The 19,832-nt window shown below is 75.2% G+C and carries 16 protein-coding genes; 13 read left to right on the forward strand and 3 right to left on the reverse strand.

Annotated elements, in window-relative coordinates:
• The first annotated feature begins 17 nt into the window (after positions 1-17).
• The 11 genes from pilM (at position 18) to HS045_RS02655 (ending at position 15,617) form a co-directional block, all read left to right on the forward strand.
• Positions 18-1,043: a type IV pilus assembly protein PilM gene (gene pilM / locus HS045_RS02605; RefSeq protein WP_196449562.1), complete on the forward strand. Its 1,026-nt coding sequence runs from the start codon at positions 18-20 to the stop codon at positions 1,041-1,043.
• Positions 1,043-1,813, forward strand: a complete 771-nt coding sequence (locus HS045_RS02610) for a hypothetical protein (RefSeq protein ID WP_196449563.1) — start codon at positions 1,043-1,045, stop codon at positions 1,811-1,813. Before pilM ends, HS045_RS02610 begins: the two co-directional genes overlap by 1 nt.
• A complete protein-coding gene (locus HS045_RS02615) occupies positions 1,813-2,514 on the forward strand; it encodes a hypothetical protein (RefSeq protein ID WP_196449564.1) in 702 nt (233 codons plus the stop codon). The genes HS045_RS02610 and HS045_RS02615 overlap by 1 nt, the downstream gene beginning before the upstream one ends.
• 6 nt (positions 2,515-2,520) lie before the next feature.
• Positions 2,521-4,215, forward strand: a complete 1,695-nt coding sequence (locus HS045_RS36000; protein WP_196449565.1) for a putative Ig domain-containing protein — start codon at positions 2,521-2,523, stop codon at positions 4,213-4,215.
• Entirely contained in the window at positions 4,212-5,000 is a 789-nt protein-coding gene (locus HS045_RS02625; RefSeq protein WP_196449566.1) for a type II secretion system protein J, read from the forward strand. The genes HS045_RS36000 and HS045_RS02625 overlap by 4 nt, the downstream gene beginning before the upstream one ends.
• Entirely contained in the window at positions 4,997-6,568 is a 1,572-nt protein-coding gene (locus tag HS045_RS02630; RefSeq protein WP_196449567.1) for a ricin-type beta-trefoil lectin domain protein, read from the forward strand. The genes HS045_RS02625 and HS045_RS02630 overlap by 4 nt, the downstream gene beginning before the upstream one ends.
• 148 nt (positions 6,569-6,716) lie before the next feature.
• Positions 6,717-8,267, forward strand: coding sequence for a TIGR02677 family protein (locus HS045_RS02635; protein ID WP_196449568.1), 1,551 nt, complete (start codon positions 6,717-6,719; stop codon positions 8,265-8,267).
• A complete protein-coding gene (locus HS045_RS02640; protein ID WP_196449569.1) occupies positions 8,264-9,415 on the forward strand; it encodes a TIGR02678 family protein in 1,152 nt (383 codons plus the stop codon). Before HS045_RS02635 ends, HS045_RS02640 begins: the two co-directional genes overlap by 4 nt.
• On the forward strand, positions 9,415-13,434 hold the full coding sequence (locus HS045_RS02645; RefSeq protein ID WP_196449570.1) for a TIGR02680 family protein: 4,020 nt from the start codon (positions 9,415-9,417) through the stop codon (positions 13,432-13,434). The genes HS045_RS02640 and HS045_RS02645 overlap by 1 nt, the downstream gene beginning before the upstream one ends.
• Positions 13,431-14,768: a TIGR02679 family protein gene (locus HS045_RS02650; protein WP_196449571.1), complete on the forward strand. Its 1,338-nt coding sequence runs from the start codon at positions 13,431-13,433 to the stop codon at positions 14,766-14,768. The genes HS045_RS02645 and HS045_RS02650 overlap by 4 nt, the downstream gene beginning before the upstream one ends.
• A 48-nt stretch (positions 14,769-14,816) precedes the next feature.
• The gene (locus HS045_RS02655) at positions 14,817-15,617 is read left to right on the forward strand and encodes a class I SAM-dependent methyltransferase (protein WP_196449572.1); all 801 of its coding nucleotides are present in this window, start codon (positions 14,817-14,819) and stop codon (positions 15,615-15,617) included.
• A gap of 52 nt (positions 15,618-15,669) precedes the next feature.
• On the opposite strand, the gene HS045_RS02660 is transcribed toward HS045_RS02655, so the two are convergent.
• From HS045_RS02660 to HS045_RS02670, 3 genes are read right to left on the reverse strand one after another with little or no spacing between them, the layout of a single operon-like run.
• Positions 15,670-16,884, reverse strand: a complete 1,215-nt coding sequence (locus HS045_RS02660) for an acyltransferase family protein (protein WP_196449573.1) — start codon at positions 16,882-16,884, stop codon at positions 15,670-15,672.
• Positions 16,885-16,905: 21 nt separating this feature from the next.
• On the reverse strand, positions 16,906-17,325 hold the full coding sequence (locus tag HS045_RS02665) for a DUF1707 domain-containing protein (protein WP_196449574.1): 420 nt from the start codon (positions 17,323-17,325) through the stop codon (positions 16,906-16,908).
• Between the two features lie 28 nt (positions 17,326-17,353).
• Positions 17,354-18,019 (reverse strand): phosphotransferase, encoded by a 666-nt coding sequence (locus HS045_RS02670; RefSeq protein ID WP_196449575.1) that lies wholly within the window; start codon positions 18,017-18,019, stop codon positions 17,354-17,356.
• Between the two features lie 183 nt (positions 18,020-18,202).
• On the opposite strand from HS045_RS02670, the gene HS045_RS02675 reads away from it, so the two are divergent.
• Positions 18,203-19,033 carry an ABC transporter ATP-binding protein gene (locus HS045_RS02675; RefSeq protein ID WP_307827357.1) on the forward strand — a complete coding sequence of 277 codons (831 nt, stop codon included), beginning with the start codon at positions 18,203-18,205 and terminating at the stop codon, positions 19,031-19,033.
• Positions 19,023-19,808 carry an ABC transporter permease gene (locus HS045_RS02680; protein WP_196449577.1) on the forward strand — a complete coding sequence of 262 codons (786 nt, stop codon included), beginning with the start codon at positions 19,023-19,025 and terminating at the stop codon, positions 19,806-19,808. The genes HS045_RS02675 and HS045_RS02680 overlap by 11 nt, the downstream gene beginning before the upstream one ends.
• Positions 19,809-19,832 lie beyond the last annotated feature (24 nt).

Raw genomic sequence — 19,832 nt, forward strand, 5'->3', positions numbered from 1 at the left:
CCGACGAGGAGCGCCTGATGCCCGCCGTCAACCCCATCGGACTGGACATCGGTTCGACCTCGATCCGCGCGGTGGAGATCACCCGCGGCAAGGACGGCCCGGTCATCACGAACTTCGGGTTCGCGCTGCTGCCGCCGGACGCCGTCCGGGGCGGGGTCGTCCAGGACGCCAAGCTGGTCACCGCGGAGCTGAAGCGGCTCTGGTCGGAGCGGAAGTTCCGCACCCGCAGGGTCGTGCTCGGCGTCACCAACCCCCAGGTGGTCGTCCGCGAGATGACCGTCAACAACCTGCCGGCCAAGGAGATGCGCCACTCCCTGCCGTTCCAGGTGCGCGACGCGCTGCCGCTCCCGGTCGAGCGCTCGCTGCTCGACTTCTTCCCCCTGGAGGACCCCGGTGAGCAGGAGACGGTGCGCGGGCTGCTGATCGCCGCCCCGAAGGAGGCCGTCTCCACCGCCGTGCACGCCGCCGAGCACGCCAGGCTGCACGCCGTCCGGGTGGACCTGGCCTCGTTCGCGCTGCTGCGCGCCGCCTCGCGCCTGGACTCCCAGGTGGAGGCCGTCGTCGACATCGGCGCCCGCACGACGAGCGTCGTCGTGCACACCGACGGCGTGCCGCTGATCGTCCGGACCATCCCCCGCGGCGGAGCCGAGATCACCGAGACCGTCGCCACCCGCCTGTCCGTCGACGCGCACCGCGCCGAGGAGCTCAAGTGCACCGTCGGCCTCCAGACGGACCAGGACCCCGGCACCGCCGAGGTGGTCCGCGACGCCGCCCGGCCCCTGATCAACGAGATCCGCAACTCGTTCGCCTACCTCGGCTCCGGCGACCGGTCGGTCCGGGTCACCCGGATGGTCGTCTCCGGCGGCGGCGCCATGATGCCCGGCCTCGCCGAGTCCCTGAGCGCCCAGTTCGGCATCGACGTGACGCTCGCCGACCCCACCGTGCGGATCCGCCGGGACCGCGGCGGCGCCCCTGACAGCCTCAACCGGTTCCGCGCGTCCGCCGCGGTCGCGATCGGCCTCGCCCTGGGAGCGGCAGCCTGATGACCACCACCACGACCGCCGTCACACCGCCCGAGCCCGAGGCGCCGCTCCAGGACCCGTTCCGGATGCTCTCCATCGCGGCCGCCCTGCTGCCGCCGGAGATCGAGATCAGGCGGCGGGCCCAGCTGGTGCGCCGCATCGTGCTGGCCGCCCTGCTCCTGATCGGCCTGCTGATGGGCGCCTGGTACGGCCTGGCCACCCTGGAGACGACATCCGCCGAGGCGGACGTCGCCACGGCCGAGGCCGACCTGCGCCGCACGACCGCGCGCCAGAGCGAGTTCTCCGAGCTCGTCAAGGTCCGGGCGGACACCGAGGCGATCAGGACCCGGCTCACCACGCTGCTCGCCGACGACCTGCAGTGGTCCGGCGTCTTCTCCTCCACCCGGAAGGCGGCGCCGGAGAGCGTGACGATCAACGGCATCACCGGAAGGCTCGCCACCACGGGCAAAGAGCAGAACACCGATGACGCCGAGAGGACCGTCGGCGCCCTCATCGTCACCGGATCCGGTGCCGACAAGCAGGCCGTGACCGACTACATCACCGCGCTGCAGAAGGTGCGCGGCCTGGGCAACCCGCTGCTCCGCGACGCGCGTGAGCAGGAGGAGGGCGTGGAGTTCACCGTGAGCGTCGACATCACCGGGAGTGCCCTCGGCGGACGCTACTCCACCACCGCGAAGCCCACAGGGACGACCCCGTCCACGAAGACCGCCGCGACCGCGCGGCCTTCCGGCGCACAGCGCGTCGAGGGCTCGAAGAAGGAGGGGAACTGATGCTCTCCGGACGTACGGACCGACTCTGGATGATCGGCGGCGTCCTCGCCGCCGCCATCCTGCTCACCACCGGCTGGTTCGCCCTCCTCAGCCCGCAGCATGCCAAGACCGCCCTCCTGCGGGAGGAGGCCGAGAGCGTGCAGGTCCAGAGCATGACCCTGCGCAGCAGGCTCTCGGAGCTGCGCGCGCAGAACGCCGAGCTGCCCCGCTACCGGACCGAGCTGGCGGCGGTCCGCAAGGCACTGCCCACGACCGTACGCTCAGAGGAGTTCCTCAAGCAGTTGCAGCAGGTGGGAGACGCCGCGGACGTCTCCGTCACCGGCATCGGCATCGGCGCCGCCGCGGACGTCAATACCGGCAAGGCCAACGCAGCCGGCAAGGCCGACAAGAAGACTCCGCTGAAGGCGCTGCCCGTCTCCGTGACGGTCAACGGCCCCGACGTCCCCGAGTTGGAGGACTTCCTGCGCCGGCTGCTGCAGGTGCAGCCGCGGGCCGTTCTGGTCGACAGCGTGGTGCTCTCCGTGACCAGCGAGACGAGCGGGGGCGGCACCATCGGGGAAACCGGTAAAGCGCCCGGCGAGGCCGCCGATGAGGAGACCGACGGAACGGCCGCTGAGAACGCGGCGGCCGAGGACGCCGAGGAGAAGGCCGGCCTCATGCTCAACCTGAAGATCTTCGTCGCTCCGGAGACCGGGGAGTAGGCGGCGGTGGGGTCCCACGCCGTCGGCCGGGGCCGCGCCGCCGTACGCGGCGAGGCCGGCTTCACCATGATCGAGGTGCTGGTCGCCATCGCGCTGGTCGGCACCCTGATGGCCTCGCTCACGGTCTTCTTCGCCAACTCGCTGGCCTTCACCGGCCAGAAGCGCGGCGAGCAGATCGCGGCGCAGCTCGCCGACGACGCCGTCGAGCGGGTCCGCGCGGTCGACGGCTCGGCGCTGCTCGCCGGCCGCGGCCGGATCAGGTCGACGGAGCAGTGGACCACCGCGCACCCCGCGATCGCACCGCACCTGCAGACGATGGCCCTGGCATGGGACCCGCTGCTGGACGTCAACTCCGACTCCGGCGCGAACGCGCCGCTGCCGACCAGCCCCCGCACCGTCTCGGTCGGCGGGGTGGACTACGCCCAGCACTGGTACGTCGGCCGCTGCCGGCAGCAGGCGCTGGCGGACGTCTCCGCGGCCGAGCGCGCCTGCGACGACCCCACCACTCCCGACCCCGACACCACCAGCGCCGACGTGCCGTTCTTCCGCGTCGTGGCCGCGGTGACGTGGTCGGGCAAGAACTGCGCGGACACGCAGTGCGTCTACGTCACCACGACCCTCGTCAGCCCCGCCCTCGACGCGTTGTTCAACATCAACCGCCCGCCGCCCAACGCGATCACCCCGCCCGCCCGGTACGGCTACCGCGGCGTCGCGGCGAAGCTCCAGCTCACCGCGACCGGCGGCCGGCTCCCGCTGACCTGGTCGGCGACCGGGCTGCCCGCGGGGATGGGCATCACGCCCGGCGGCCTGATCAGCGGCACGCCGACGACGGCCGGGACGTACACGGTGACGGCCACCGTCACCGACCGCCAGGGCGACTCCGACAACGCCCGGTTCTCCTGGACCGTCTACAACCTCCCGCAGCTGACCGACCCCGGAGACCGGACCACCCGGGCCGACACGGCGGTCTCGCTGCCGCTGACCGCGACCGGCGGATGGCCCGCGCTGACCTGGTCGGCGACCGGGCTGCCCGACGGCCTGTCGATCAACACCTCGACCGGGGTCGTCTCCGGCACCCCGACGACCTACCAGACGGAGACCGTGACCGTGACCATCACCGACCAGGGCGGGATGACCGACTCGGAGACGTTCACCTGGACGATCCTCACCCTGGAGCTGGACGCCCCGCAGCCGCGGACGAACTACGTCGGCGACTCCGTGACCGGGTTCGACCTCGCCGCCAACGGCGGCGAGGAGCCGTACACGTGGAGCGCGCAGAACCTGCCCACCGGGCTGTCGATCAACACCTCGACCGGCGACATCTCCGGCACCCTGCAGCAGGCCGGCCAGTACAGCGTCACGGTCCGCGTGGCCGACAGCGCGGGCGACAGCGTCTCGCAGACGTTCACCTGGACCGTGCAGACCAAGACGGTGAGCACCCTGCGGATCACGAACCCGGTCCCCTCCGCGCCCAACCAGAGCACCCGCTACAACAAGAACACCTCGCTGACCCTCGGGGCGACGGGCGGGACCGGCGGCTACACCTGGCAGGCGAGCGGGCTGCCGCCGGGCCTCACCCTCTCCGGGTCGAAGATCAGCGGCAGGCCGTACCGGACGGGCGACTACGCCGTCACCCTGACGGTGCGGGACGGCTCCGGCGCCGTCAAGACGCTGAGCCTCAACTGGAACGTGCGATGGTGACGGACGCGCTCCGGTCCCGGCGGCCCGCCGGGACCGCCGGGACCCCCGGGACCGGGCGGGCCGTCCGGACCGGCGGGACCGCCGGGACCGGTGAGTCCCCCGGAACCGCCGGGACCGGTGGGGACGCCAGGGCCGCCCGGACCGGTGGGGACGCCGGGATCTCGCTGGTCGAGGTCCTGGTGAGCATGGCCGTCATGGGCGTGCTGATGGCCATGGTCACGGCCGGGATCCTCCAGGTCTACCGCGTCACCGGCGCCGTGGAGGCGGTCTCCACGGCCCAGTCCCAGCTCCACGTCGCCTTCCAGCGGCTGGACAAGGAGATCCGCTACGCGTCCTGGATCGGCGAGCCGGGCCGGGACGCCGGCGCCTGGTACGTCGAGTTCGCCGGGACGGACCCGCAGACCCGCGTGCCGGGGTGCCGGCAACTCCGGCTGGACACCGGCCGGGGCGTCCTGCAACTGCTGCACTGGACGCCCGGCTCGCCGCCCGCGGCGGGGACCGCCGGCCAGACGCTGACGTCGTACGTGGTGACGGACGGCCTGGCGCTGAACCCGCCCTTCCAGCGGCAGAAGGCCGGGTCCCTCACCTACGACGCCGCCGGCGCGAGCGCCGCCGGTCCCGGGTTCGTCCCCGACTACCAGCGGCTGCGGATCCGCCTGACCACCCGGGCGGGCACCGGGGACAGGTCCGGCACCGCGAACGCCGACATCGCGTTCACCGCCCTCAACACGTCCCGCAAGACCCCCTCCGACAACATCTGCAGCGAAGGACGGCCGTCACCATGACCTCCGCACCGGAACCACGGAAGCGGGGCCCGGTCTCCGCCGTCGCCCCGCACGGCGGAGACCGCGACCGGGGCTCGCTGCCGATGGCCCTGCTGATCACCCTGGTCGCCGTGTCGCTCAGCGCGCTGCTGGCCCCGGTGGTGCTCACCCAGATCAGCTCCACCCGCGCCACCATGGAGCGCACCCGCGCGCTGCACGCCGCCCAGGCCGGCATCGACACCGCGCTGGGGCAGATCCGGGCGGCCGCGGACGCCGCGGGCAACGGCCTGCTGGAGCAGCTGCCCGCCTGCACGATGACGGGGAGCCTCTCCCCGGACGGCTCGCTGCGCCCGTCGCGCTACCGGGTGGAGATCATCTACCAGAACGTCGACGGCAACCCCCTCGGCCCCCCCGGCGACTGCGTCCGGACGGACGTACCGGACAGCGCGCTGCTGATCTCCACCGGCATCGACGGCCCGGACGGCGCCTTCGACGCCGAGACCCCGGGCGCCAGGACCATCGAGGCCACCTACTCCTTCCAGACCACCAACGCCAACATCGTCGGCGGCCAGATCCGGCTCGCCCTGGCCAACGGCGCCGACCCGCTGTGCATGGACGCCGGCCCCGCCGAGCCGATCGTGGCCGGCACCCGGCTGCAGATGCAGACGTGCCAGCCCGGCGCCGGCCAGCAGCAGTTCGCCTACACCCAGGACCTCTCCCTCAAGCTGGTGGGCTCCGAGAGCTCGACCGCCTCGCTGGGCATGTGCCTGGACGCGGGGGCGACCCAGGTGACCAACGCCTACGTGGCCTTCCAGCCCTGCCGGCAGGAGCGCGTCCCGCGGCAGCAGTGGAGCCTCAACGACAACTCCAACTTCCAGGGCACCAGCAACGGCGCGACCCTGAACTCCTTCTGCTTCAACCTCACCAGCGCCGGCCTGCCGGGCAGCTACGTCGTCCTCGGCGCGTGCGGCACCACCGCCAACCGGCAGGTCTTCCGGCCCCAGACCGGCGTCGGCACCGGCATGGCGGGACCCGCCACCGGGCAGCTCGTCAACTACAAGCAGTTCAGCCGGTGCATCGACGTCACCGGTTTCCAGACCGACCCCGCCTATCTGATCGTCTGGTTCTGCAAGCACACGCCCGACGGCAACATCCGCTGGAACCAGAAGTGGTCGACGATCCCCCAGGCCACCGCCACCGGGACCCTGGGCCGCATCCGCACCGTCGCCGACAGCGGTACCGGGTACTGCCTGCGCAGTCCCGGATCCACCGCCGCGGGCCGGTACGTGCGGCTGACCTCCTGCCCCGCCACCGCCCCCGCCACCATCCCGATCGAGCTGCGCTGGACCGTGTTCGGCGACACCGGGGACTACGCCACCGCCTACCGCATCATGGACGGCTACGGCAACTGCCTGACCCCGACCGACCTCACGGTGCCGAACCCCGACACGCACGACGACGGCACCAGCAAGGTCAAGGTGGCCGCCTGCGACCGCTCCGAGCTGCAGAAGTGGAACGCCCCGGCCAACCTCGACCAGCCGCTGCCGCTGACGGAGGTCAACGAGGTCAAGGAGGTCATCGAGAGGTGACGCGCTCCCCGTCCGAGGCCGGAGCGCCGCGGACGGTTCCGGCGGCCGGTCCGCGCAGGCCTCATCCGGTCGCCGGCCCGCGCGGGTCTCGCCCGGGAACCGGTCCGCGCGGGCCCCGCCCGGAAGCCGCGTCGGGCAGAATGGCACGGTGACCGGCTCTTCGCAGGCGCCTCACCACGCCCCCCAGCCCTTCGCCCACCTGAACGCGCCGAACGCGCCCCTCTACCGCCAGGTGCTGCACGCGTTCGTCCGGGCGAAGGAGCGCTTCGTGGTGCACCTGCGGCCCGGGGACGTCGCGGCCGAGATCCGCCGGGACGACGACGAGCAGCTCGCGCACGCGTTGGACAAGCTCGTCGAGTGGGGCAACCTGCGCGCCGACACCGACACCGGCCGGGTCACCTCGGTCGAGGACTTCCACCGCAGGCGGTTCCTGTTCCAGCTCACCGCCGCCGGGCAGGCCGCCGAGCAGGCCATCGCCTTCTACGAGGAGGCGATCGGGCGGCGCGGCGCGCTCCAGTCGGTGGCGCTCGGCGACATCGCCGACCAGCTCCGGTCCCTGCTCGCGCTCGCCGGGCAGGCCGACCCCGATCCCGTCCGCGTCCACCTCCTGCTGCTCTCCCTGGCCGAGCGGTTCTCCTCCCTGGCCGACAACGCCCAGGCGTTCATGTCCTCGCTGCGGCGGGCGATCGACTTCTCCGACGGCGACGTCGAGGGGTTCGTCGCCTACAAGGAGCGGCTGATCGACTACATCAACCGCTTCATCGCCGACCTGGCCAACTCCGGGGCCCGGATCGCCGTGCTCCTCACCGAACTGGAGACCCTCGGCCACCGCAGGCTGCTCCGGCTGGCCGCCCGCCGCGAGGCCGCCGACGCCGTACCCGAGGGGGCCGACGAGGCCGAGGCGTACGGCAGGGCCGAGGCCGCGGCCCACGCCTCCTGGGAGAACCGCTGGCAGGGCCTCAAGGACTGGTTCGTCTCCCGGGACGCGGGCCGCCCCTCGCAGGCCCGCCTCCTGCGGCAGTCCGCGGTGACGGCCATCAAGCAGCTCATCGACGCCGTGGGGCTGCTCAACGAGCGGCGCTCCGGCCGGTCCGACCGCTCGGCCGACTTCCGCACCCTGGCCCGCTGGTTCGCCGAGGCCCCGGACGAGCAGGCGATGCACCGCCTCTGGCGGGCGGCCTTCGGCCTGTCGCCCGCCCGGCACCTCACCGTCACCGCCGAGACCGTGTCCGCCTGGCGGGAGGGCGACCTGGCCCCCGGCACTCCGTGGCGCGAGGCGCCGCCGGTCCGCATCTCGCCCCAGCTGCGCAGGACCGGCTCCTACGAACGCCGCGGCAGGCCGAACCGGATCCAGGACCGCTCGGCGGCCCGCGGGCTCCTGCGGGAGCAGGCCGAGCGGGAGGCCGCCGAGACGGCCGCCGCCCGGGCCCGGCTGCGCACCGGCGGCCCGACGCTCCTGTCCGGGCTGGACGTCCTCGACCCCCGGGCGTTCCGGCTCTTCCTCGCGCTGCTCGGCGACGCCCTGGCCGCCCGGCTGCCGGGGGAGAACGAGGTCAAGACGGTGACCGGCGACGGTTCGCTGGAGGTGCGGCTCTCGCTCGTCCCCGGCGGCGGGCAGGTCGAGATCCGCACCGCCGACGGGGTGCTCACCGGTCCCGAGCACCTCATCGAGATCACCGATCTGACGGGAGCGCCGTGACCCCCGCAGAAGAGCTCGCCCAGCGGCGGACCGCGCTCCGCGCCCTGCTGATGCGACCGCTGCTGAGCGCGGAGCACGACGCGGAGACGCTCGTGCTCGTCCGCCGGCACCTGACCGCGCTGCGCGCCTGGCTCACCCGGGAGACCGGCTGGCGGCTGCTGGCCGACGCCGAGAGCGCCCGGCTGTTCAAGACCGTCCCCGAGGCCGGTGACGCCACCCACCCGGCGCGGGGCCGGGCCAAGGAGCCGTTCGGCCGCCGCCGCTACGTCGTCCTCTGCCTGGCGCTGGCCGTTCTGGAGCGGGCGGACGCGCAGACCACGCTGGGCCGGCTCGCCGAGGCCGTGCTGAACGCGGCGGCCGAACCCGATCTGGACTTCGCGTTCACCCTGGACAGCCGGGCGGAGCGGGCCGACCTGGTGGCCGTGGTGCGCATGCTGCTCGACTGGGGGGTGCTGCGCCGGGTCGCCGGCGACGAGGACGCCTACCTGTCGGCCACCGGGGACGTCCTCTACGACGTGCGCCGACCCGTGCTGGCCGCCCTGCCGGCCCCGGCGCGCGGGCCGTCCACGATCGGGGCCGCCGCCTTCGAGGAGCGGCTGGCCCTGCTCACCGCCGAACCCGTCGCCGACACCGACGACCTGCGCAACCAGGCGATGCGCCGCCGGCTCACCCGCGCGCTCCTGGAGGATCCGGTCCTCTACTACGAGGACCTGGACCCCGCCGAGCGCGCCTACCTCGTCTCCCAGCGCCATGCGATCACCCGCAGGATCGAGGAGGCGACCGGGCTGGTCGCCGAGGTCCGCGCCGAGGGGATCGCGATGGTCGACCCCGACGACGAGCTGACCGACGTGCGCCTGCCCGAGCAGCGCACCGACGGGCACGTCACGCTGCTGGTGGCCGAGCACCTGGCCGGCCGCGGCGAGGCGACCGTGGACGAGCTGCGCGCCTTCGTCCGGCAGGCCGCCGCCGCGCACACCTCCTTCTGGCGCAAGGGCGTGACCGAGCCCGGCGCCGAGGACGGGCTGCTGTCCGCGGCACTGGAGAAACTGACCGCCCTGCGGCTGGCCGAGGTCCGCGGGGACCGCGTCCGCGGCCTGCCCGCCCTCGCCCGGTACGCACTCGACGCCCCCGTCATCCGAGGACAGTGATGCTGCCCGTTCCCACCTCCGAGCGCTGGAAGCCCCTGCGGGCCGGGCTCGTCGACCTGTTCTACTACGACGTCGAGGAGTTCCGCTTCCACGACGGGCGGCTGCTGCTGCGCGGCAACAACGGCACCGGCAAGTCCAAGGTGCTCGCCCTGACCCTGCCGTTCCTGCTCGACGGGGAGCTGGCCCCGCACCGGGTCGAACCCGACGGCGACCGCCAGAAGCGCATGGAGTGGAACCTGCTGCTCGGCGGGAGGCATCCGCACCCCGAGCGGCTCGGCTACACCTGGATGGAGTTCGGCCGCCGCACGGCCGCGGGCGACGCGGAGTTCCGGACCATCGGCTGCGGTCTGAAGGCGGTCTCCGGCCGGGGCATCGTCCGGCACTGGTTCTTCGTCACCGACCGGCGGGTCGGTGACGGCCTGGAGCTGGCGTCCCCCGCCGGGGTCGCGCTCACCCGCGAGAAGCTGCGGGAGGCCCTCGACGGGCACGGCATGGTCTACGACCGGGCCGCCGACTACCGCAGGGCCGTCGACGAGGCCCTGTTCGGCCTGGGCGAGCACCGCTACGAGGCGCTGGTCAACCTGCTCGTCCAGCTCCGCCAGCCGCAGCTGTCGAAGAGACCCGACGAGAAGATGCTCTCGCGCGCCCTCACCGAGGCGCTGCCGCCGATGAGCCCCGCCCTGGTCGCCACTGTGGCCGAGGCGTTCCGCGGGCTCGACGAGGAGCGGGACGCGCTGCGGGCGCTGGAGGAGACCCGCGAGGCGGCGACCGGGTTCCTCGGCCACTACCGCAGATACGCGCGGATCGCCGCCAGGCGCAAGGCCGCGGCGCCCCGCCTGGCCCAGAGCCGCTACGAGCATCTGGGCCGCGCCCTCACCGACGCCGAGGCCCGCCACGCCGAGGCGCAGGCCGGGCTGGAGGCCGCGCAGGGGCTGCTCGCCGAGCTGGCGGCGGCCCGCACCCGGCTGGAGGCCCGCGGGGAGGCGCTCCGGCAGAGCCCCGAGATGCGCGACGCCGAACGGCTCAAGCAGGCCGGGGAGGAGGCCGAACGGCAGGCCCGGCAGGCCCGCACCGCGGAGCGGGACCTGGCGGCCCTGGCCGCGGAGACCCACCGGCGGCGGGACCGGGCGGAGGCCGCCGGGTCCCGGGCCGAGGCGGCCTCCCGCGACCTGGACGCGGCGCGGGACCGGGCCGCCGACGCGGCCCACCGGGCCGGCTGCGCATCCGACCACCGCCGGATCGCCGCCCGGGGGGAGAGCGACCCGGCCGGAGCCCGCCGGGACGCCGAGGCCCTGGCCGGGCGGCGCGCGGCGGCGGTGGCCGAGCTCGACCGGCTGCTGGCGGTCGTGGACCGGGCGCAGGCCCGGTTCGAGGCCGCCCGCGCCGAGGCGGACCGCCTCACCGGCGAGGTCCAGGCCGCCGACGAGCGGATCGCCGGCGCCGAGACGGCCGTCCGGCGGCAGGCCGCCGACCTGACCGGCGCCTACCTCTCCTACCTCACCGGTCTGGCGGAGCTGCGGATCGGCGACCCGGACGCGCTCCTGGCCGCGTTGGAGGCCTGGGCCGAGACCGCCGAGGGGCAGAACCCCGCGGCCTCGGCCGTCGACGACGCGGCGCGGGAGGCCACCACCGGGCTCGGCCGCGCCGAGGCCGCGCTCGCCGCCGAGCTGCGCGACCGGCGGCGGGAGGCCGACGCCGTCGAGGAGGAGATGACGCGCCTGCGCGCGGGAGGCCACGACGCCCCGCCCGCCCCGCACACCCGTCCGCCCGGAGCCCGGGACGGCAGGCCGGGGGCGCCCCTGTGGAAGGTGGTCGACTTCGCCGGGCCCGTCCCCGGCGACCACCGGGCCGCGCTGGAGGCGGCCCTGGAGGCCGCGGGGATCCTGGACGCCTGGGTGACCCCCTCCGGCGCGCTGCTCGCGGTGGACGACACGGTCGTCCTCGCCGGCGGGCCCGTCGCCGGGCCGAGTCTGGCCGCCGTGCTGCGGCCCGCCGTCGACCGCGCGGACCCGCAGGCGGCCGTGGTGCCGGACTCCGCCGTGCAGGCCGTGCTCTCCGCCATCGGGCTGGGGCCCGGCGCGGCGACCTGGGTCGGCGTGGACGGACGCTGGGCCAACGGCGTGCTCGGCGGCTCGTGGCGCAAGCCGAGCGCCGCCCACATCGGGCAGGGCGCGCGGGAGGCCGCGCGCAGGGCCCGGCTCGCGGCGCTCGGCGAGGAGCTGACCCGGCTGCGCGGGCTCCTCGCGGAACTCGACGGCCGCCGGGAGGCGCTCGCCGTACGGCAGGACCGGCTCGCGGCCGAGCACCGGGCGCTGCCGTCCGACGCGCCGCTGCGCGAGGCGCAGGTCAGGCTGGCCGCCGAGCACGGGCGCCGGCGCGAGCTCGACGGCGCCCGCACCGCCGCCGCCGCGGCCGTGACCGCCCGGCACGACGAGGTCGCCGCGGCTCAGGGGCGGGCGGCCGAGTTCGCCGGAGACGTCGGCCTGCCGCCGGACAGGGCGGGACTGGCGGAGGTCAGGGACGGGGTGGCGGACTACCGGCTGGCGCTGGCCGGGTTCTGGCCCGCCGCCGAGGCGCTGCTCACCGCCCGCCGGGCGGCGCAGGAGGCGGCGGAGGAGCTCTCCCTGGCCCGGGAGCGGCACGCCGAGACCGCCGAGACCGCCGCGCGGGCGCGCGAGCAGGCGGAGGCGGCGGCGGAGACCTACCGGGCGCTGGCGGAGACCGCGGGGGCCGCCGTCGAGGAGCTCTACCGCCGCCTCGACGAGGTACGGCGGGCGCTGGCGGAGCGGGACGCCGCCGAACGCGCCGCCCGGGAGCGGGAGCGGAGCTCGCTGATCGAGCGCGGCAAGGCGGAGGGCGCACGCGAGACCCTCCGCCAGGAGATCGGGGAGGCCGAACGGCTCCGCGACGCGGCCGTCGCCGAGTTCCGCGCGTTCGCCGCCACCGGGCTGCTCGCCCTCGCCCTGCCCGCGCTGGAGGTCCCCGACCCGGCCGCCGCGTGGGCCGCCACCCCCGCCGTGCTCCTGGCCCGTGCCGTCAACGCCGGACTCGACGGCGTCGACGACTCCGACGGACCGTGGGACCGGGCGCAGAAGCGGGTCACCGAGGAGCACAAGACGCTGTCGGACGCCATGGCCCGGCACGGCCACTCGGTGGGGCTGACCCTGCGGGACGGCGTCATGGTGGTGGACGTGCTGTTCCAGGGCCGCAGCCGCGACATCCCCGGCCTGGCGGAGGCGCTCGCCGAGGAGACCGGGCACCGGGCGCGGCTGCTGTCGGCCCGGGAGCAGGAGATCCTGGAGAACCACCTGCTCAGCGAGGTGTCCGGCACCCTGCACGAGCTGATCGGCGCCGCCGAGGAGGAGGTGCGGGCGATGAACGCCGAGCTGGAGTCCCGCCCGACCTCCACCGGCATGCGGCTCCGGCTGCTCTGGAAGGTCGCCCGCAACGCGCCCGGCGGGCTGGACCGGGTGCGGGAGAAGCTGCGCCAGACCGTGGACGCCTGGTCGGCCGCCGACCGCGCGGCCGTGGGCGCGTTCCTGGCGGAGCAGATCGCCCGGGAGCACGCCGACAACCCCGCCGCCGGCTGGAACGAGCAGCTGACCCGGGCGCTGGACTACCGCACCTGGCACGAGTTCGCGATCCAGCGGCTCCAGGACGGCCAGTGGCGCTCGGCCACCGGGCCGGCCTCGGGCGGCGAACGGGTCCTGGCCGCGTCCGTGCCGCTGTTCGCCGCGGCCTCGGCCCACTACTCGTCCGCGGGCAATCCGTACGCGCCCCGCCTGGTCGCGCTGGACGAGGCCTTCGCCGGGGTCGACGACGACTCGCGGGCCAAGTGCCTCGGCCTGCTCGCCACGTTCGACATGGACGTCGTGATGACCAGCGAACGGGAGTGGGGCTGCTACCCGCAGGTGCCGGGGCTGGCGATCTGCCAGCTGTCCAGGCGCGACGGCGTCGACGCCGTGCTGGTCACCCCGTGGCGGTGGGACGGGCGCGAACGGGTCCGGGCCGACCGGTGAGCGGGCGCCTGGAGCGGCTGCTGGGCGGGCCGGAGACCGCGTGGCTCGTCGAGCGGGCACGGCGCCGCCTCGAACGGGGCAGGCCGCTGCACGGCCCGGTCACCCTGGACGCCGCCGCTCCGGAGCAGCGGCGCGCGATCGAGCGGCTGCTCGGCCGCAGGGCGGGCGCGGGCGCCTCCCTGTCGGTCTCGCTCGACGAGGTCGACCGGGTGCTCCGGTCCAGCGGCGCCTGCCCGGAGGGCCTGGCCGCCGCCGTCGTGCTGCTCCGGGGGCCCGTCAGGGACCTCGGCCGGGAGAGCGCCGAGCGGGAGGCCGCCTGGCGGGAGGCCTTCACCGAACTGGACGCGGTCCTCGCCGATCGTCCGGAGCTGTCCGGCTGGCGGTCCTGGCTGGAGACCACCGGCCTGGTACGGCGGAGCACCGATGACCCCCGGGAGGCCCGGGCCCTGCTCGGCACGGTGGCCGCGCTCCTGCTCCGGCTGCCGCATCCCGGCATCCCCATCGGCCGCCTGGCCGCCGAGGTGTGCGGGGACGCGCACGCCCTGGACGAGGGGAGGCCGTCGGCGGCGCTGGCGCTGTCGGCGGTCCGCGCCCTGGGCGGCCTGCCGCCGGGCGACGGCACCGCCGACGCCCGGCGGCGGGCGTGGGCCGCCGTCGGCGTCCACCTCGACGACCTCTCCTCGACCGTCCTCTGCCTCGGCCTGCCCGGCGACGACCGCACCCCCACCGGGCGCGTCCTCGCCGCCGCCGGGGCGGCCGGCGAGCCCTGCGTGCTCACCCTGCGCCAGCTCCGCCGCCACGACTCCCCCCTCCGCGCGGGGCCGGTGCGGATCTGCGAGAACCCCGTCGTGGTCGCCGCCGCCGCCGACGAGCTCGGGCCGCGCTGCCCTCCCCTGGTCTGCACGGGCGGCCGGCCGTCGGCGGCCGTCTGGCGGCTGCTCGACCTGCTGGCCGCCGGCGGTGCCGAGTTCGCCTACCACGGCGACTTCGACTGGGGCGGGGTGGGCATCGCCCACGCCGTCCGCGAACGGATCGGCTGGCGGCCCTGGCGCTACGACGCCGTCTCCTACGAGGCGGCGCTCCGTGCGGCCGGGACCGGGGCGGGCTCGGCGACCGCGTCCGCCGCCGGGGGCACGGCCCGGTCCGGGACGTCGGCCGGGCCGCGGACCGCCGTCCCCGCGCCGCCGCTGTCCGGCCGCCCGCGTGCGACACCGTGGGACCCCGGCCTGTCGGCGGCGATGGCGCGGCACGCCGTACGCGTCGAGGAGGAGACGGTCCTCGGCACGCTCCTCGCCGATCTGGCGGCGGAGCCGGGGGACGCCGCCCCGAGATGACCGGTGCCACGGAGGCCGTTTCACCGGTGACGGCCGTATCGTCCTCGCATGAGCCGTGAACACGACACCTGGGTGGTCGGCGACGCGTACGAGACGTACGTCGGCCGGTGGAGCCGTCGCATCGCCGGGCCGTTCCTCCGCTGGCTGGCCGTACCCCCGGGCCGGAGCTGGGCGGACGTGGGCTGCGGCACCGGGGCGCTCACGGCGTCCGTCCTGTCTGCGGCAGATCCCGCCCGGGTGCTGGGCGTGGACACCTCCACGGCGTTCCTGTCCCATGCCCGCGCCCGGGTCACCGGCCCGAAGTCGGCCTTCTGCGCCGGTGACGCCGCGGCGCTGCCGTTGCCGGGCCGCCGTTTCGACGCGGTGGTGAGCGGGCTGGCGCTCAACTTCGTCCCCGACCCGCACCGTGCCGCGGCCGAGTTCGCCCGCGTCGCCGCGCCGGGCGGGGTGGCCGCCGCCTACGTGTGGGACTACGCCGAGGGCATGGAGATGATGCGGTACTTCTGGGCCGCCGCCGCGACTCTCGATCCGGCCGTCGCCGAGCTGGACGAGGGCCTCCGCTTCCCCCTGTGCCGGCCGGAACCCCTCCGGCGCCTGTGGGCGGAGGCCGGTCTGCGCGCGGTGGAGGTGCGGGCGGTCGAGGTGCCGACGGTGTTCACCGGTTTCGACGACTACTGGACGCCGTTCCTCGGCGGCCAGGGCGCGGCCCCCGGATACGTCACGACCCTGACCGGGGAGCACCGCCGTACCCTCCGCGACCTGCTCCGCGCACGCCTCCCCCGCCGGCCCGACGGCTCCGTCGCGCTCACCGCCAGGGCATGGGCGGTGCGGGGGGAGGCCTGCGGGTGAGGCGCACCTCCCCCGGCCGGCACCGCGCCGGAGCCGGCCGGGGCCGCCGGGGTCACGGGCGGCCGGGGCCGCCGGGGCGCAGGCCGAACAGGAAGCGGGCCGGGGCGGTGCGGCGGACCAGGAGGTCGTACACCGCGAAGATCAGCAGTAGGGAGACCACGCCGATCACCGGGAACTTCACCGCGATCGGCGCCTCCCAGCCGATCACGACGAACGCGACCGCGACGACGACCGGCTGGTGCAGGACGTACAGCGGCAGCACGGCCTCGGACAGGTAGGCGTACCAGCGGCGGGGCGCGCGCTCCGGCAGGGCCTCCGCCGACCGGGCCTCCGCCGACCGGGCCTCCGCCGACCGGCCGCGGCGGTCCAGGAAGCCGAGTATCGCGGTCAGCCAGCACCATCCGGTCACGCCGAACAGGGCGCGGCCGGCCGTCGCCTGCGGGGTCAGGTCGGTGAAGGGGTCGCCGCCCGCGGTCATCAGCAGCGGTCCGCCGGACAGGAAGAGCACCACGCCGGAGATCGCGAGCAGGCGCAGGTCGCGGCGGAGCGCGGCCCTGAACCGCTCCTCACCGGCGAAGACGAACCCGGACAGGAAGAACAGCAGGTACGCCGCCCGGTGCCAGCCCGCGAACTGCTCCTCCAGCCCGGCCAGCGCGCACACCGCCGCCAGCGGCACGGCCGGCAGCAGGACGGCGCCCGGACGGCGCTCGGCGAAGGCCGCGGCGCGGTCGCCGAGCCGCGGCCCCCAGCCGCCGCCCCAGCGCACCAGCGGGACCAGGACGAGGCAGAACGTCAGCAGCAGCAGCAGGAACCACAGGTGGCCGAACTCGAAGTGCCGCCCTTCGAAGACGAAGGGGAAGTCGTGCCACTTGAACCCGTCCAGGTCGAAGAAGCGCGGCAGGAACTCCGGGTAGGACTCGTGGAAGGCGGGGTCGGCCCGCTGCCGCAGCCACTGCGGCAGGGGCACCAGCACGACGGTCCCGAACACCAGCGGCACCCCGAGGCGGCGCAGGCGCTCGGCGGCGTACCCTCCGGCGCCCCGGCGGCGCAGCGAGTGCCGCGCCCCCAGGCCCGCCAGGAAGAACAGCAGCGGCATCGCCCACAGCACGCCGAGGGCCGAGACGAGCAGCGTGACCGGGGTGGTCTCGGCGTTCTTCACGTAGAAGTCGTCCCGGGCGTCGAAGACCAGCGCCGTGTGGAAGAACACCAGCCCGACGACCACCAGGACCCGGACGGAGTCCAGCTCGGTGCGTCGCTCGGCCGTCACGGCGGGTGATGATGTCACGGATCAGGGTCCTTCCTCGGTCACGTCCCGTCTCCTCAGGATGACGCCCGCCGTCACGATCGCCAAGATGAGCGCGGGAGGGAGCATGCCCTTCGGCCAGAAGTCCGCGGGGCACGCGTCGGCCACGCTCACCGCCGCCCAGACCGCGACGTTGAGCGCGAAGACGGCCGCCCAGCCGGTCCACACGAGCCTCAGCCAGCGCGGGAGCCCGGCCGGGGACGGGCCCGGCGGGTTCCCGGGGCGCTCCTCGGGCAGGTCGGCGACCAGGTCGGCCAGCTCGCCCCGGGTCGCCGACCGGTAGGCCAGGCCCACCCGCTCGTCGAACTCCCCGAAGCCGAGGCGGCCCTCCTCCACGGCCAGCCGCAGGCGCTCGGCGGCGGCGTCGCGGTCGCGGTCGGATGCGCGTACGTCGCGGTTGTGCATGTCGGCCTCCCGGGCGACGGCGGGGCGGTCAGGGACGGGCGTGCTCGGCGAGGAAGTCCTCGATCCCGGCCTTCTCCGCGTCGGTGATGTTCCGGTCCGCACGCCGCCGGTCGGCCATGGCCCCCAGGTACGGCCGCGCCGCCGCCGCGTCGGCGTCCTCCAGGAACGCCGCCATCATGGCGGCCCGGTGCGCCTCCAGGGACGGATCGGCCGGCGTGGTGGCCAGGAGCAGCCACGTGCAGGCGACGTCGGCGTCCGCCGCGCCGCGGGCCGCGTCGGCCCAGTCGACGACCCTCGGGCCGTCCGCGCTCAGCAGCACGTTGGCCGGGTGGAGGTCCCGGTGGAGCAGGCGGTCGCCGGGACAGCCGGGGGCGGCCTGCAGCCAGCCGGGGGCGCGCACCCCGGCCAGGTCGCGCAGCAGGGCGGTCAGGACGCGGACCCGGCGGGGCGCGTCCCCGGGCGCGCGGACCATCTCCGCCAGCAGGCTCGGCCCGTCCACCCGCTCCATGAGGATGTCGGAGCCGTCGGCGTCGAAGACCTCCGGGGCGGGGAACCCGTGGCGGCGGGCGTGGCGCATGACGGCGGCCTCGCGTTCGAGGGTGCGGCCGTGGCGGGAGCGCCGGACGACCCGGCCGGGCCCGGCGTCGAGGATCTCGCAGTCGCGCCCGGCGGCTATCAACGATCCAACGTGCATACGGGTCAGGTTAGGCAGTAAAGCCCCGCGCGGACACGCCCGGCCGGTGGCGGGTTTTTCCGGCAACTACCTGCCACCCCGCGGCCCGTCGATTCCCGCCGCCGCCCGTTCAAGATGGCTTCGACCGCACCAGCCCGCTCACTCCGCGGCATCGGGCGGCATTGGGGAGGTGACACGTTGCTGGTGGCAACCGATCTCGTCAAGCGGTACGGCGACGTCCGGGCCCTCGACGGATTCACTCTGAGCGTGGCGGCCGGTGAGATCGTCGGGCTCCTGGGGCACAACGGCGCGGGGAAGACGACCTTCGTCGAGATCGTGTCCCACCTGGTCCGCCCCGACGGCGGGCGGGTGACCATCGACGGCAGGTCCCCGTCCGCCGCGCGCGGCGAGGTCGGCGTGGCGCCCCAGCACCTGGCGCTGTACCCCTCCGTCACCGTGCGGGAGCACCTGGAGCTGTACGGCAGGCTCGCCGGTCTGCGGCGGGCGGCGCTGCGCGAGGCCATCGAGGAACTGGCCGTCGTCCTGCGGCTCACCGAGATCATGGACAGGAGGACGGGCAGGCTCTCCGGCGGCCAGCAGCGGCGTACCCAGGCCGCCGGCGCCCTCGTCCACCGCCCCCGTCTCCTCCTGCTCGACGAGCCCACGGCCGGCGCCGACCTGGAGACCCGCCAGGCCATGCTGGACGTGGTCAGGCAGCGCGCGGGAGAGGGCGCGGCCGTCGTCTACACCACCCACTACCTGCCCGAGCTGACCGAGCTCCGGGCGACGATCGCGGTCGCGCGCAGCGGCCGGATCATCGTCAGGGGGGCCTGCGACGAGCTGCTGCGGGACCTGCCGGGCGAGGTGCGCGTCACGCTGGACGGCGAGGAGGAGATCACGGTCTCCACCGCCGACCCGGCGGCGGCCCTGATCGACCTGCTCGGCCGGGTGAGCCGTCCGGTCACCGCGGTCGACGTGCGCAACCCGTCCCTGGACGACCTCTACCGATCCCTGGCGGTCACCCATGCTGCTTGACACCGCCCCGCGCCGCTCCGGCGTGCTCGACGCGCTGCACCGGATCGGCGCGCTGGCCCGGCACAACCTGATCATCCGGTTGCGCGACCCCGGGCAGATGATCAGCTACGTCGCCATGCCCATGGTGCTCATGCTCGTGCTCAAGCCCCTGTACGTCCGGGCCCTCGACCAGGGCGCCGCCCAGGTGGCCACCGGGCTGATGGTGATGTTCTCGGTGTTCGCGATCTCCATGGCGGGCAACGCGATCCTGTCGGAGCGCACCTGGCGCACCTGGGACCGGCTCCGCGCGAGCAGGGCCCCGGCGTCCGAGCTGCTGATCGGCAAGACGCTGCCGCTGTTCGCGGTGATGATCGCGCAGCAGGTGATCCTGATCGTCTACGGCTGCCTGGCCATCGGGCTGCCGGTGCCGCCGTCGCCCCCGCTGGTGCTGCTGGCCATCGTGATCTGGGCGTTCGCCCTGCTCTCGCTCGGCGCGGCGCTGGCCACGCTGGTGCGCAGCCACGGCGAGCTCAGCGTGATCACCGACGTGGGCGCGCTCACCCTCAGCGCGCTGGGCGGGGCGCTGGTGCCGCTGAGCATCATGCCCGGCTGGGCGCAGACGGCCGCGCACGCCTCCCCCGGCTACTACGCGCTGGACATGATGCAGGCCGCGGTGCGCGGGGACGCGGCCGGCATCGCGCCGTCCGCGGCCGTCCTGCTGGCGCTGGGCCTGGCGGCGGGCGCGTTCGCCGCCCGCAGGCTGGCGCGCGGCTGGGGCCGGGGCGGGCTGCTGTGACAGGAACCTCAGCGAAGAAGGGCA

Source organism: Planomonospora sp. ID82291, assembly GCF_015711645.1.
Lineage (GTDB): Bacteria > Actinomycetota > Actinomycetes > Streptosporangiales > Streptosporangiaceae > Planomonospora.

Bases quoted from the DNA above. Each gene is read 5' to 3' on its own strand.
- pilM (WP_196449562.1), top strand. From the start codon at position 18: ATGCCCGCCGTCAACCCCATCGGACTGGACATCGGTTCGACCTCGATC.
- HS045_RS02610 (WP_196449563.1), top strand. From the start codon at position 1,043: ATGACCACCACCACGACCGCCGTCACACCGCCCGAGCCCGAGGCGCCG.
- HS045_RS02615 (WP_196449564.1), top strand. From the start codon at position 1,813: ATGCTCTCCGGACGTACGGACCGACTCTGGATGATCGGCGGCGTCCTC.
- HS045_RS02630 (WP_196449567.1), top strand. From the start codon at position 4,997: ATGACCTCCGCACCGGAACCACGGAAGCGGGGCCCGGTCTCCGCCGTC.
- HS045_RS02645 (WP_196449570.1), top strand. From the start codon at position 9,415: ATGCTGCCCGTTCCCACCTCCGAGCGCTGGAAGCCCCTGCGGGCCGGG.
- HS045_RS02655 (WP_196449572.1), top strand. From the start codon at position 14,817: ATGAGCCGTGAACACGACACCTGGGTGGTCGGCGACGCGTACGAGACG.
- HS045_RS02665 (WP_196449574.1), bottom strand. From the start codon at position 17,325: ATGCACAACCGCGACGTACGCGCATCCGACCGCGACCGCGACGCCGCC.
- HS045_RS02670 (WP_196449575.1), bottom strand. From the start codon at position 18,019: ATGCACGTTGGATCGTTGATAGCCGCCGGGCGCGACTGCGAGATCCTC.
- HS045_RS02680 (WP_196449577.1), top strand. From the start codon at position 19,023: ATGCTGCTTGACACCGCCCCGCGCCGCTCCGGCGTGCTCGACGCGCTG.